At 71.3% G+C, this 12761-nt stretch carries 11 protein-coding genes and 2 pseudogenes; 6 read left to right on the forward strand and 7 right to left on the reverse strand.

All coding sequences use genetic code 11. The annotated features are described in order from the left end of the window. Window positions 1-263 precede the first annotated feature (263 nt). Both ABZT12_RS38640 and ABZT12_RS38645 read right to left on the reverse strand, forming a co-directional pair. Entirely contained in the window at window positions 264-443 is a 180-nt protein-coding gene (locus ABZT12_RS38640) for a hypothetical protein (protein WP_356394368.1), read from the reverse strand. Window positions 444-634: 191 nt separating this feature from the next. Further along, a complete protein-coding gene (locus ABZT12_RS38645) occupies window positions 635-1132 on the reverse strand; it encodes an ATP-binding protein (protein WP_356394370.1) in 498 nt (165 codons plus the stop codon). A 170-nt stretch (window positions 1133-1302) separates the two neighbouring features. Here ABZT12_RS38645 and ABZT12_RS38650 point away from each other — a divergent pair, with 170 nt between their 5' ends. After that, a complete protein-coding gene (locus ABZT12_RS38650; protein ID WP_356394372.1) occupies window positions 1303-1665 on the forward strand; it encodes an STAS domain-containing protein in 363 nt (120 codons plus the stop codon). A 38-nt stretch (window positions 1666-1703) separates the two neighbouring features. Here ABZT12_RS38650 and ABZT12_RS38655 read toward each other — a convergent pair whose 3' ends face one another. Then, window positions 1704-2132 carry a hypothetical protein gene (locus ABZT12_RS38655; protein WP_356394375.1) on the reverse strand — a complete coding sequence of 143 codons (429 nt, stop codon included), beginning with the start codon at window positions 2130-2132 and terminating at the stop codon, window positions 1704-1706. 196 nt (window positions 2133-2328) lie between these two features. Here ABZT12_RS38655 and ABZT12_RS38660 point away from each other — a divergent pair. Together ABZT12_RS38660 and ABZT12_RS38665 are read left to right on the forward strand one after the other, a co-directional pair. After that, a pseudogene (locus tag ABZT12_RS38660) lies at window positions 2329-2805 on the forward strand (GNAT family N-acetyltransferase); the annotation flags it as partial. A gap of 267 nt (window positions 2806-3072) precedes the next feature. Further along, window positions 3073-4428, forward strand: coding sequence for a beta-1,3-glucanase family protein (locus tag ABZT12_RS38665; RefSeq protein ID WP_356394378.1), 1356 nt, complete (start codon window positions 3073-3075; stop codon window positions 4426-4428). A 24-nt stretch (window positions 4429-4452) separates the two neighbouring features. On the opposite strand, the pseudogene ABZT12_RS38670 reads toward ABZT12_RS38665, so the two are convergent. Both ABZT12_RS38670 and ABZT12_RS38675 read right to left on the reverse strand, forming a co-directional pair. After that, window positions 4453-4910: pseudogene (locus ABZT12_RS38670) on the reverse strand (TIGR03618 family F420-dependent PPOX class oxidoreductase). A gap of 100 nt (window positions 4911-5010) precedes the next feature. After that, window positions 5011-5949 (reverse strand): L,D-transpeptidase, encoded by a 939-nt coding sequence (locus tag ABZT12_RS38675; RefSeq protein WP_356394395.1) that lies wholly within the window; start codon window positions 5947-5949, stop codon window positions 5011-5013. Between the two features lie 269 nt (window positions 5950-6218). Between ABZT12_RS38675 and ABZT12_RS38680 the strand changes: the two genes are divergently transcribed. The 3 genes from ABZT12_RS38680 to ABZT12_RS38690 all read left to right on the forward strand — a co-directional run bounded on the left by ABZT12_RS38680 (window position 6219) and on the right by ABZT12_RS38690 (window position 9134). Beyond that, a complete protein-coding gene (locus tag ABZT12_RS38680) occupies window positions 6219-6776 on the forward strand; it encodes a TetR/AcrR family transcriptional regulator (protein ID WP_356394381.1) in 558 nt (185 codons plus the stop codon). 130 nt (window positions 6777-6906) lie between these two features. Continuing rightward, window positions 6907-7926, forward strand: coding sequence for an NADPH:quinone reductase (locus tag ABZT12_RS38685; RefSeq protein WP_356394384.1), 1020 nt, complete (start codon window positions 6907-6909; stop codon window positions 7924-7926). A gap of 371 nt (window positions 7927-8297) precedes the next feature. Beyond that, the gene (locus ABZT12_RS38690; RefSeq protein ID WP_356394387.1) at window positions 8298-9134 is read left to right on the forward strand and encodes a lamin tail domain-containing protein; all 837 of its coding nucleotides are present in this window, start codon (window positions 8298-8300) and stop codon (window positions 9132-9134) included. Between the two features lie 204 nt (window positions 9135-9338). On the opposite strand, the gene ABZT12_RS38695 is transcribed toward ABZT12_RS38690, so the two are convergent. Both ABZT12_RS38695 and ABZT12_RS38700 read right to left on the reverse strand, forming a co-directional pair. Continuing rightward, window positions 9339-11453 carry an MMPL family transporter gene (locus ABZT12_RS38695; protein WP_356394389.1) on the reverse strand — a complete coding sequence of 705 codons (2115 nt, stop codon included), beginning with the start codon at window positions 11451-11453 and terminating at the stop codon, window positions 9339-9341. Window positions 11454-11582: 129 nt separating this feature from the next. Next, entirely contained in the window at window positions 11583-12641 is a 1059-nt protein-coding gene (locus ABZT12_RS38700) for a MerR family transcriptional regulator (protein WP_356394392.1), read from the reverse strand. Window positions 12642-12761 lie beyond the last annotated feature (120 nt).

Below are 12761 nucleotides of genomic sequence, written 5' to 3' on the forward strand. Positions count from 1 at the left end.
ATCGTCTACAGCCCGTACGCGATCCAGCGGGACGCGCGTTCGTATGCGCGGAACCTGGAGTTCGATCCCGATCCGCGTCCGGATGAAGAGGGACGCGACCCGGCCGGAGAACCGCACGTCTCGGACGGGCGGGATCAACGGTTTCTCCACATATGCCCGGATATACGGGTCTTAGTCGGTCGTCGTGATCATCGGCGGGGCCACACAGGTGACGACCGGGCCGGCCGCCGGGCGGGTCTCCGCCGGGTGCGCCGGCCGTCCGGTCAGTCGTCTCCCCTGACGATGTTCCCCTCGCTGCCCGGGTGCGCGGAGGTCTCGGCGCCGCGGTCCTGGACGGACGGCACACAGGTGCGTACGCCCTTCGCGCGCAGTCGGCGGGCCTTGGCCCAGCCGGTCTCGGGCGGCTGGTTCTCGGCTTTCCTCTTGTCGGTGCGCGCGGTCACGGCTCTTCAACTTCTCTCTGGGTCAGCGACGTATGGGCCTTCGGGCCGAGGGGAGCACCGTCCTCCGAGGGTGTCGGCGCTTCGTCCCCCCGAATCCGGGTCCCCGCCGAGCGGAGGCTCAAACGCCGTGCGGACCGAGCCTGGGTTTCTCATACGACGGCCGGGACCGTCCCGCCCCGCTCCGGGGTCCGTCACTCCGCGACGGCCGAGCTGTCCGTCGCGTCCGCGCCGCCGGGTCCGTCCGTGGTGTCCGTCAGGGCGAGGCGGGCGGTGACCCGCTTGCCCACCGGCTCCCGCCGGGCCTCGATGTCCAGCGCCACGGCCATCACGATCTCCAGACCGTGCTGCCCCACGCGGTGGGCATCGGCGGCCCGGGCGACCGGCAGCACCGGGTCGGAGTCCCACACCACCACCTCGGCAACGCCGTTGACGATCCCCAGCTCCAACAGCACTGGTCCGGGCGCGTACTTGAGAGCGTTGGTCACCAACTCGCTGACCACGAGCCGGGTGAGATCCATCGCGCGGTCCGACACCGGCAGCCCGAACTCGGACCGGGCCCGGGTCAGGAACGTCGCCGCGAACCTGCGGGCCTCGGCGATGCACGAACCGTCGCCTTCCAGTGCCACGGTCGCCCGTACGGCCCCCGTCCGCGCCGTCGCGCCGCCGTCCACTGACGTACCTGGTTCCATTCGGATCGTCTCGCCCCCTTCTGCGCACCCGCGCGCGTACCCCGTGGGAGGGCGCCTCACTCCGGACCGTGCGAGAACTCCACAGGACCCGGGCATCAACCGTACGATGCGGGGCAGCACTTCGGATGAAGATCCTGATCCACAGCGGTCACCGACTTGTATGAGGAAAAATGGCGGACACCGAACAAGCCGGGCAGCTCGAACGGCTGTCGATCAGGACCCACGTCGTCGACGACGTCCGCGTCGTCTCCGTGTCCGGCGAGATAGACCACCAGACGGGCAGCCCCCTCAGAGAGGCTCTGGAAGGGCCGGACGGCACCGCGCCGCGCGTCGTCGTCGATCTGAGCGAGGTCGGCTTCATGGACTCCAGCGGCATCAACGTGCTCATCGCCGTCCACCACACGCTCACCGGGGCGGGCGGCTGGCTGCGACTGGCCGGGGCCACGCCGCCCGTGCTGCGCATCGTCCAGCTGGTCGGCCTCGACGCGGTCATCCCCTGCGCTCCCACCCTCCAACAGGCCCTCGACGGCTAACGGTTGACGGGTACTCAGGTGTACGCGCGGATCAGCGGTCACCGAGTCCTGCGGAGCCGGTCGGCGAGCACGAACCACACGGCTCCCGCGACGAGCAGCGCCACCCCGCCCGCAAGCCAGAACCACGGGTTCCACTCCTCGACACACGACTGACCGCCCGTGCCCGAGTTGGTGCAGACGTTCCCGGGGCCCTCGCGGTTGAGGTAGGCCACGTACATCAGGGGCAGCCCCGCTCCGGAGAGCAGCCCGGGAAGGCCGGCCCGCGCGCCCCGGCGGAACGCGGCGACGCCCGCCCCCGCGGCGGCCAGGGGGAGCAGGAAGACCCCGACGGTCGGGATGGTCAGGAGGCCGAGGCTGCCCGCCGCGCCGACCAGCAGCCAGGTGAGGAACCACAGCCACGCACCGCCCCGCGCGGCAGGGGACTGTCGGCGCGGCGGGGAAGCGGTGACGCCGTAGGTGCCGTTCATGGATGTCCCTCCGGTCACGGTGAACTGAGCCTTTGACCAAGTCGGTTGATTCTCCGTCACGCCATCTCGTAAGGGGAGATGCGGGGTGCGGTCGCCAGGTTCCGGCTGACCCGCGTACATCGTCGAGCGCGTCCGCCGCACGTACAGCCGCCGCCCCGCTCCGGCCCCGGCCGTTGCTCTCCTCTATGGTCGGATCATGCCCGAACTGCACCCGCTGAGCGCGAGTCACGCTTCCGCGGTCCTCGCCTTCGAGCTGGCCAACCGTGCCTATTTCGCGGCCGCGGTCTCCGATCGTGGCGACGACTACTTCGACCGGTTCGCGGAGCACCACAGCGCGGTGCTGGCCGAGCAGGCCGCCGGCCACCTCGCCTTCTACGTGCTGGTCGCCGAGGACGGCTCGGTGCTGGGCCGGTTCAACCTCTACGACCTCGACGAGGGCACCGCGGAACTCGGTTACCGGGTCGCGCAGCACGTCACGGGAGAGGGCGTGGCGACCGCCAACGTCCGGCGGTTGTGCCACCTGGCGGCGACCCGGCACGGCCTGCACACGATCAAGGCCGCCGCCTCCGACGCGAACACCGCGTCCCGCAAGGTGCTCGCCAACGCGGGATTCGTCCCGGTGGGACCGGCCGACCCCGCCGGCCTCGGCGGCAAGCCGGGCACCTGGTACCAACTCGGCGTGCAGCCGGTCCGGGTTCGACGGGTGAAGGAACGCGAGGGCGCGGGTTCCTGTCGGGAGCCAGACCCTGAAGGGGCCGCCGACGCGGCGGCGGGACTCCACCGTCACGACCAGCGTGGAGGACCGTACTCCCGCGAACTCCGTTGATTGCGACTTCAGTTGTTGACGTCGGCCGCCGCCGGGACTACAACCCGAGAGAGCGCTCTCACCCCGGTTGCTCCTCCTGCCCCACACAAGTCGGCTCGACTTGAGGAGATCCCTGTGCAGACACCCTTCACCGCACTCACCCGCAGACCGTTCCGCGGCGCCGCACGCCCCCGCCTGGCTCTCGGCCTGGTAGTCGTCCTGCTGGCCGCCTGCTTCGCCGCTCTCACGCCCACGCCCGCCCGAGCCGCCGACCAACTGCTGTCCCAGGGGCGGCCGGCGACGGCGTCCTCGGTCGAGAACGGCACCTTCCCGGCCACCGCCGCGGTCGACGGCGACACCGGCACCCGCTGGTCGTCCGCGTTCGCCGATCCGCAGTGGCTCCAGGTCGACCTCGGCTCCGTCCAGCAACTCACCCGGCTCACCCTCGACTGGGAGGCCGCGTACGCCTCCGGCTTCCAGATCCAGACCTCCGCCGACGCGGCCAACTGGACCACCGTCTACTCCACGACCACCGCCACCGGCGGCGTCCAGAACCTCACCGTCACCGGCAGCGGCCGTTACGTGCGCCTCTACGGAACGGCCCGGGCCACGCCCTACGGCTACTCCCTGTGGGAGTTCCAGGTCTACGGACCCGGCACCACCACCCCGCCGGACGACTTCTGGGGCAGCACCGGCGACATACCCGCCGCGAACAACGCCGTCGAGGTGAAGATCCTCAACCGCACCAACGGCAAGTACCCCGACAGCCAGGTGTACTGGAGCTTCAACGGGCAGGTGCACTCCATCGCCGAACAGCCCTACCTCGACATGCCGGCCAACTCCGCGGGCCGCATGTACTTCTACCTGGGCTCGCCCACCAGCGCCTACTACGACTTCATCGAGTTCACGGTCGGCAACAACGTCTTCAACGGCAACACAACCCGCGTCGACGCCTTCGGCCTCAAACTCGCCATGCGCCTGCACGGCAAGGACGGCTACGACACCGAGGTGGGCGAGAACCGGCAGACCTTCGCCGAGGACCGCGCCACCACCTTCCAGCGCTTCACGAACGCGGTTCCGGCCCAGTTCAAGGTGCTGGCCCAGACCCAGGCGCCGTACCGCATCATCGCCCCCGGCAGCGACCCGAGCTTCCGCGCCGGCGGTGTCAACGCCGGCTACTTCACCTTGTACGCCCAGTCGGTCGGCGTCAACGCCGCCACCTCCGACGTCTTCGGCTGCGCGGGAACCCTCGCCGGTGCCCCCGACATGTGCGCCGCCCTCAACCGGCATGTGGCGACCCTGCCGGCCTCCCAACAGGCCGACCCCGCCCAGTACTACAAGGCCGCGCCCGCCAACTACTACGCCCAGTTCTGGCACGACAACGCCATCAACCACCTCGCCTACGGCTTCCCCTACGACGACGTGGCCGGCCAGTCCTCCTTCGTCTCCCACAGCAACCCCCAGTGGCTGTTGGTGGCGGTCGGCTGGTAGCCGGCCAGGGAGACACCACCGCCCCTATCCGTCGACGTCGAGCGCCGTCCCGTACAGCCGGTCCACCTTCAGCCGGATGACCAGACGGCGCTCGGCCACCAACTGCCCCAGGAACGCGGCCTCTTCCTCCGGGTCCGCGCCCGGTGGGACCAGCCGGAGCAGTTCCCGCCCGACCGCGTCGCCGGGAACACTCGTGACCGCGGAGACGGAAGCCGTGCCCTCGGCGACGGCGAACGACCACACATCGTCGCCCTGGACATGCAGCGCGGCCCGCGGGTCGTGGCGCAGGTGGCCGACCTTGACCCGGTCGGCCGTCGTCGAGAACCGCAGGACGCGCCGATCGGCGTCCCAGCTGTACGCCATGGTGGTCAGATGCGGACGGCCGCCGCGCTTCAGCTGGCGAGGGTGCCGAACCGCTGCTCACCGAGGAGTTGGGACAGGGCCGCGTCGGACAGGGCGCGTGGTGCGGGGCGTTGAGTCATGCCGTGGCCAACGTCCGTCGTGGCTACGGCATTTCCTGCCCTCGCGGTCACCTGCCCCGCCGTCGACCGCCGACAGGCGTCGCTGTCGTGCCGCGCCGTGTCACAGCGTCGCGGACGCCCCCTCGCCGGACGCGCTGCCCGCGAGCCACTGGCTCCAGTCGAGGTTGAAGTCGGCGTAACCGTTGTCGGCCGGCGCCTTGGCACGGGTCGAGCCGGTGATGGTGACCGGGTCGCCCTGCTTCACCTGGCCGTAGAACCACTTGGCGTCCGACATGGACAGGTGGACACAGCCGTGCGAGCCGCGGGCGCTGCCGCTGCCCGGATTCGGGTCACCGGTGGAGTAGTGCACATAGGTGCCGGACTGGGTGAGGTGGATGTCCCAGGGGAGCGTCAGGTCGTAGTAGTTGGGGCTGCCCTTGTCGCAGCTGATGCCGACGCTGCAGGAGGTCATGTGGACCTTCTCCTGCTTGTCGATGACGGCCATGGTGCCGTTCCACGTCGGGTACTGGGGGCTGCCCGCGTTGATCGACAGGGTGCGTACCAACGAGCCGTTCCGGGTCACCTTCATGGTGTGGCCGGTCACCGAGACGTCCGCGCGCACGTCGTCGCCGACCTTGAAGGTGTGCGTGTAACTGCGCACGCCGTAGCGCCCGTTGCCGTTGCTGAGGCCCTTCATGTCGGCGTCGACCTTCACCGTCGTACCGGAGGGCCAGTACGTCTTCGGGCGCCAGTCGGCGCGCTGGTCACCGAACCAGTGCCAGGCACCGGGCACCGGCTGCGAGGCGCTCACCTTCATGTGCTTCTCCACCGTGGCCCGCGCCTTCGCCGCCACCGGGTTGGTGAACACCACCGAGATCGGCATCGCCACGCCGACCGTGGTGCCGGTCTGGGGCGTGATCGTCTCCAGCAGCATCGGCGGACCCGCGGGCTTCGTCGGTGACGGCGAGGCGCTCGTGCTCGGCTTCTCCGACGCCTTCGCGTCGTCCCCGCTCGCCTTGTCGCTGCCACCCCCGCCGCAGGCACTCGCGCCCACCAGCATCACACCTGTGACGAGTGCGATCCCTATGCCGCCCTTGCGCCGTCCCACGACCTGCTCCGCTCGCTCGATCCACGGCCCTGACGGGCCCGCCTCACTGTCAGACAGCGGCAGCGGGGGTCACAGTTGCGGACCCCGCGTAAAGCGTGTCCCAAGATTCGGCGCGGACCGCGGCTTCCGCGCACATCAGCGACGGCTGCCGCGTTCAAACGGAACGCCCATACTGTTAGTGTGGCGCCAAACGGAACAGGCATTATCTTTGTGGGGGTGTGATGCCGCGGCTCACCAGCGCGCGCAAGGAACTTCGACGGGCCCAGATCACCGAGGCGGCCGTGCGCTGCTTCGGCCGCAAGGGCCTGGAGCGGACCTCGATCGCCGACATCATCGCCGAGTCCGGCCTCTCGGCCGGCTCGATCTACGCCCACTACCGCGACAAGGCCGACCTGGTCCAGGCCTCCGCGCGCGAGACGCTCGCCGAGCACGCGAAGGTGCTCGGGCAGTACGCCGCGAGCGACGCGCCGCCCGACCCCGACGAACTTCTCACCCGCATGATCGCCGCGATCGACCCCGCCGACGCCCGGGTCGCCGTGCAGCTCTGGGGCGAGGCGACCACCAACGCGGCCATCCGCGGCATCCTCGTCGACACGGTCGACCGGATGCGTGTCCTGCTGCACGACTGCGTCACGGCCCGGCTCGTCAAGGTCGAGCGCCTGGAGCCCGCCGAGGCCCGGGAGCGTGCCACCCCCGTCGCCCGCCGCGTCGCCGCCCTCTATCTGGCCGAGTTGCTGGACACGGCGCTGCACGCCCCGACGGACGAACCGGCCTCCTGAGCGCGACACGGCTCGCCCGGACCCCGGCCGCGGCAGAGGCGGCGGGCTTCGGGCGTCGGACGTCGGACGTCGTGGCGAACTCCTGGAACACAGAACGCAGTTGTCATCCATCGAGCTCCGAGGACGGATCATGAAGGCCATCACGTACAGCGACACCGGCAGCCCCGACGTCCTTCAGTACGTCGACCGTGACCTGCCGGAGCCGGGGCCGGGTGAGGTTCGCGTCCGGATCGCCGTCTCCGGGGTCAACCCGACCGACTGGCAGGCCCGTAGGGGCGCCGCCCACCCCAAGCTCTTCCCCGAGGTCACCCCGCACCACGACGGCGCGGGCACGATCGATGCCGTAGGTGAGGGGGTCGAGCGGAGCAGGGTCGGGCAGCGGGTCTGGGTGTTCATGGCCGCCGCCGGGCGCCCAGGCGGTACCGCCGCCGAGTTCACCGTCGTGCCCGCCGAGCGGACCGTGCCGCTGCCCGACGGTGCCGGGTTCGACCTCGGCGCCTCGCTGGGCGTCCCCGCGCTCACCGCGCATCGCGCGCTCACCGTCGCCGAGGACGGGCCGCGCCGGCTCCGCCCCGGAGCGCTCGACGGCAAGGTCGTCCTCGCGGCGGGCGGGGCCGGGGCGGTCGGGCACGCGGTGATCCAGCTCGCGCGATGGGCTGGGGCCACCGTGATCAGCACGGTCAGCGGCCCCGAGAAGGCCCGGCTGGCCACGGCCGCCGGAGCACACCACGTGATCAACTACCGCGAGGGCGACCCGTCCGCCGCCATTCGCGACAGGGCCCCGGCCGGCGTCGACATCGTCGCCGAGGTGGCCCTGGGGGCGAACCTGGCACTCGATCTGGCCGTGCTGCGCACGCGCGGCACGATCTCCACCTACGCCAACGAGGGTGGCGCGACAGTCCAGTTGGACGTCCTGCGGAACCTGGTGCTGAACACGCATTTGCACTTCATCGTGGTGTACACGGCCGGTCCGGAGGTGCGGTCCGCGGCCGTCGAGGATGTCGCGGAGGCGCTCCGCCGCGGCGCTCTCTCGGTCGGCGAGCGGAACGGTCTGCCGCTCGTCCGCTTTCCGCTCCACAACACCCCTGACGCGCACCGGGCATTGGAGAACGGCGTGGTCGGCAAGGTTCTGGTGGACGTCATGACGTGACGTCCAGTTGGCCGATATCTGTTACTCACTTTCGGGTGACGGTCCCCGGCCCGCACGGGGACCCTCCGGCGCCGACCCGGCCGAAAAGCCGGTGCCCGTAAGGGGAGAGGGGATGCCGGTTCGTCAACCTGGCGCATACACCGCATAAATGGACGCAACAAGTGAGAGTCACAGAAACATCCTGGATCTGTCATGAGCTTCGCGTAACCCCCTGTTCTCCTCGCCCGCCGGACAAGGTGTGGGTGTGCGGCCAACCGGTCGCCGATCCGTACGACACACCCCCGGACGGCCTGCTGTTCTCCCGCCGCCCGGCCGGGGTGTCCTGCCCTGAAAAGGGGACAACCTTGTCCGTTTCTGTGAGCGTCCGTCGTATGACCGTGGCCACCGCTCTGGCCACCGCCTGCGTGGGGGCGATGGCACTGCCGGCCGCCGCCGGCCAGCAGGTCGCCCGCCCGCACTACGGTGGGGTCGTCATCAGTGGCGTGCAGTACGACTCCCCGGGGCGCGACGACCGCTCCAGTTGGTCGCTCAACAAAGAGTGGGTGGACATCACCAACACCACCCGCCACTCGGTGAACCTCAGCCGCTGGACGCTCTCGGAAAGGGACGGCTACACCTACACGTTCCGCCACTTCCGGCTGGACGGCCGCGCCACGGTCCGCGTCCACTCCGGCGAGGGCCGCGACAGCTCCACCGACGTCTTCCAGGGCCGCCACGCCGAGGTCTGGAACAACGACCGCGACACCGCCACCCTGCGCAACGACCACGGCCGCTTCATCGACGACACCTCCTGGAACAACCACGACGGCCACCACCGCGGCGACGACCGGGACCACCGTGGGGACGACCGGGACCACCGCGGAGACCACCGTGGGGACGACCGCGACCACCGTGGTGACCACCGTGGGGACGACCGCGACCACCGTGGTGACCACCGTGGGGACGACCGCGACCACCGTGGTGACCACCGCGGAGACCACCGTGGTGACCACCGCGGGGACGACCGGGACCACCGCGGAGACCACCGTGGCGACGACCGTGACCACCGTGGTGGCGCCGGTCAGGGCGACCACCGTGGTGGCGCCGGCCAGGGTGACCCCCGTGGTGGGGCCGGCCAGGGTGACCCCCGTGGTGGCGCCGGTCAGGGCGACCACCGTACGGGCGGACACGACCGCCAGGGCGACCAGGGTCCTGCCCGCCGCGGCTGACTGACCCGAGCGCCGGGTGCCGGTGATCACTGATCCGGTCCGGCCCGCTACGGTCCCGCGACCGACGGCGCGCTCCTCATTCCGAGGGGCGCGCCGTCGGTCTGCGCGGACACGGGTGACGGCACCAGCACGTGATGCGGTACCGCCCTTCGGCACGTGAGGGCCGGGCTCGGCCACTTGGTGGGCGATGCCTACCGGATGGCTTCAGCCGGTCAAGTCGGTTGCCGCCGTGGGGTGTTCGGGGGTGTCGCGGTGGCCGAGGCGGCTCGGCCACCAGACGGTGGGGCCGATGTCCCGGACCAGGGCCGGTACCAGCAGCGAACGCACCACGATGGTGTCGAGCAGGACGCCGAAGGCGACGATGAAGGCGATCTGCGCGAGGAACGCCAGCGGAATCACGATCAGCGCGGCGAACGTGGCCGCCAGGACCACACCCGCCGACGTGATGACGCCACCGGTGGCGATCAGTCCGCGGAGGATGCCTTCCCGTGTGCCGTGGAGCAGCGTCTCCTCGCGTACCCGCGACATCAGGAAGATGTTGTAGTCCACGCCCAGCGCGACCAGGAAGACGAAGCCGTAGAGCGGCACGGACGCGTCGGTCCCGGAGAAACCGAAGCCGTGCTTGAAGACCAGAGCGGCGACGCCGATCGTGGCCAGGTAGTTCAACGCGACCGTCGCCACCAGCAGCACCGGCAGCAGCACCGACCGCAGCAACAGGATCAGGATCACCAGGATGATGGCGAGGACGACCGGGATGATCAGGGCCCGGTCGTGCTCGGCGGTGCGCTGGGTGTCCGCCTGCTGTGCGGTGTAACCACCCACCAGCGCACCGGAGTCGACCGCGTGCAGCCGGTCGCGCAACCGCTGCACCGTGGCCTTCGCCGCGTCGCTGTCGGGGGCGTCCTTCAGGGTGGCGTCGATACGCACGCGGCCGTCGACCACTCGCGGCGCGCCGCCCGGCCCGCCGGACGCGGTCATCGCCTCCGCCCCGGCGATGCCGTCGGTGCCGGCCGCCGTCTCGACGACCCGCGCGCGCCGGTCCGCGTCCGCGATGACGACGACGGGCTGGCCGGAACCGCCCGGAAAGTGCCGGCCGAGCGTCTCCTGCGCGGACACGGACGGGGCGTCGTTGACGAAGAGTTCGTCCAGCGGTACGCCCTTGGACCGGAGGGTGGGGGAGAAGGCCGCCGCTGCCAGCAGTACGGCGAACGCGGTCAGCCACAGCTTTCGGGGACGGGTGTCCACCCCGTGCGCCACGCGTCGCCAGATGCCGTGGCCGCCGGTCTCGGCGTCGGCCGACCGGGGTGCGGCGGGCCAGAACGCCACCTTGCCCAGGAGGGCGAGAACCGCGGGCAGGAAGGTGAGTGTCGTGAGCACGGCGCAGACGATGCCGATCGCCCCTACGGGCCCGAGCGCCCGGTTGTTCGTCAGGTCGCTGATCAGCAGGGCGAGCAGTCCGAGCGCCACGGTCGCGGCGCTCGCGGTGATCGCCCCGAAGGCACCGCGCAGCGCCGCCCGGGCCGCCGCCACCGGGTCCCCGCGCCGCACGAGTTCCTCGCGGAAGCGGGCGGTCAGGAGCAGCGCGTAGTCGGTGGCGGCGCCGATCACCAAGATGGAGAGAATGCCCTGCACCTGGCCGTCCACGCGTACGACGCCGTGGTCGGCGAGGACGTAGACGATGGCGCAGGCGATGCTCAGGGCGAAGACGGCGCTGATGATGATCACGAAGGGAAGCAGCACGCTCCGGTAGACCAGCAGCAGGATGATCAGCACCGCCGCCAGCGCGACGGCGAGCAGGATTCCGTCGATGCCGGCGAACGCGTCGGTGAGGTCGGCCTGGGTGGCCGCGGGTCCGGCGATGTGGACGTGGGTGCTGTCGACGTCCGTTGCCGCCCGCTTGACCCGGTCGACCACGTCGGGGAGTTTCTCCCCGAGGTCGGGGCTGAGGGCCACCACGCTCTCCAGCGCCGCCCCATCGGCCGAACGCACGGCGGGGGAGGGCGCGCCCACGACGCCGGCCGTCCCGGTCAGGGAGCGTACGGCGCGGGTGGCGGCCTCCCGTTGCGCCGGGGTGATCCGGCCGCCGGTGGCCGCGGTCCACACGACGATGGCGGGCAGGGTGTCCCGCTGGTCGAAGGCCTTCTGCGCGGCGACGACCTTGGTGGACTCGGCGTTCCGCGGCAGGAAGGCGGCCTGGTCGTTGGTCGACACCTCGCCGAGCTTGCCGGCGTAGGAGCCGAACGCTCCGCCGAGCCCGAGCCAGACGATCACGAGCACAAGGGGGACCAGCAGGCGGACCGGTCGACGCACGGTGTTCATTGACTTCCCCATACGGGTGCGAGCGGATGCGGTCGCGGGCCGGGCGGAAACTGCTCAACGGCCGGGCGCGGTCGCACCGTTCGGTGGGCGGCGGTTGGTGAGTGGCGGACGAAGTGCCGTCAAGTGCTGTCAGGGAGGCGGCCGTTCACGTTCCTGCCCCGACGGCGATCGCTCCGGGTGCTGCGGCAGGCCGAGCAGCCGGACCGTGTCCCGCAGGCCGGCCGGGCGCAGCAGGCCCGGTCCCGAGTGCCTGCCCCAGCCGGGGCCGCAGAGGAGTACCAGGCTCTGGGTGCGGGCGCCCCGCACGCCCCACCGGGTCCCGGCGATGTGCTGGGCCAGCGGAAGGCTCGCGGTGGACCGCGACTGGGACCACAGCACCACCGCCGCGGGCCCGACCCGCGCCACGGCGGCGATCACAGCCTCGGCCGGCACGGCCCCTCCGAGCATGAGGGCCGGTACTCCCGCTTCCGCGAGAGCCGCGTTGAGCGCCTCGATGGGCAGCGTGTGCTGCTCCCCGGGCAGACAGGCGAGGAGGACGGGCGAGTCACCGGAAGACCGTTCCCGGGACGCCGAGGTCACGTAAAGGTGCCGGAGGGTGGCCGAGATGTGCCAGGACAGAAGATGCTCGACCTCCACGTAACGGTCGCCCGAGGACTGCCACTTGCGGCCCACGGCACGCAGCGCCGGAACCATCACCTCCTCCCAGGCCGCGATCAGCCCGTGCGTGCGGACCGCTGCCGTCAGCTGCTCCTGCACGGCCCGGCCGTCCAGTCGTACGCCGGCCCGCGCGAGGCCTCTGCACTCCTTGCGCACGTCTCCCAACGGCAGGCCGCTGCCGGAGCGTGAGGCCTTGTGTGCCGAAGGGGGGGTGGCCGGGGCCGGGGCTACGGCGGGAACGGGAACGGGAACGGGAGGGGGAGGGGAGCCGGGTGGGTTCTCGCCCGAGCGTCTCCCGGCGGGGCGCGCGCCGTCGCGTGCGCGGCTCTTCGCGGCGTGCGCGGCCTCGGCGGGGGAGACGCCGACGGCCGTCAGCCGGCACATCTCCTGGAGCATCGCGAGGTCGTCCGGTGACCAGCGGCGGTGCCGGCCGTCGGCCCGCTCGGCCGGTCCCAGCCCGTACCGGCGATCCCAGGAACGCAGGGTCGTGGGCGACACGCCGAGCTTGCGCGCCACGAAACCTGTCGTCATTCCCACCTCGGCAGGGTCCAGGGGCTCGCGCGGCCCTGCACTACGTCCTGAACCTCGACCTGTTCCGGCCGTGGCCCGCCCTGTCCCAGCTGGCAGACAGCCACCCGCTGCTGATCGCGC

The organism is Streptomyces sp. NPDC005423 (assembly GCF_040606415.1).
In the GTDB taxonomy this organism is placed as follows: Bacteria; Actinomycetota; Actinomycetes; order Streptomycetales; family Streptomycetaceae; genus Streptomyces.

Excerpts from the sequence above, each read along its gene's own strand:
- ABZT12_RS38695 (WP_356394389.1), bottom strand. The coding sequence starts at position 11,453 with ATGAACACCGTGCGTCGACCGGTCCGCCTGCTGGTCCCCCTTGTGCTC.
- ABZT12_RS38650 (WP_356394372.1), top strand. The coding sequence starts at position 1,303 with ATGGCGGACACCGAACAAGCCGGGCAGCTCGAACGGCTGTCGATCAGG.
- ABZT12_RS38680 (WP_356394381.1), top strand. The coding sequence starts at position 6,219 with ATGCCGCGGCTCACCAGCGCGCGCAAGGAACTTCGACGGGCCCAGATC.
- ABZT12_RS38685 (WP_356394384.1), top strand. The coding sequence starts at position 6,907 with ATGAAGGCCATCACGTACAGCGACACCGGCAGCCCCGACGTCCTTCAG.
- ABZT12_RS38675 (WP_356394395.1), bottom strand. The coding sequence starts at position 5,949 with ATGCTGGTGGGCGCGAGTGCCTGCGGCGGGGGTGGCAGCGACAAGGCG.
- ABZT12_RS38645 (WP_356394370.1), bottom strand. The coding sequence starts at position 1,132 with ATGGAACCAGGTACGTCAGTGGACGGCGGCGCGACGGCGCGGACGGGG.
- ABZT12_RS38700 (WP_356394392.1), bottom strand. The coding sequence starts at position 12,641 with ATGACGACAGGTTTCGTGGCGCGCAAGCTCGGCGTGTCGCCCACGACC.
- ABZT12_RS38655 (WP_356394375.1), bottom strand. The coding sequence starts at position 2,132 with ATGAACGGCACCTACGGCGTCACCGCTTCCCCGCCGCGCCGACAGTCC.
- ABZT12_RS38690 (WP_356394387.1), top strand. The coding sequence starts at position 8,298 with ATGACCGTGGCCACCGCTCTGGCCACCGCCTGCGTGGGGGCGATGGCA.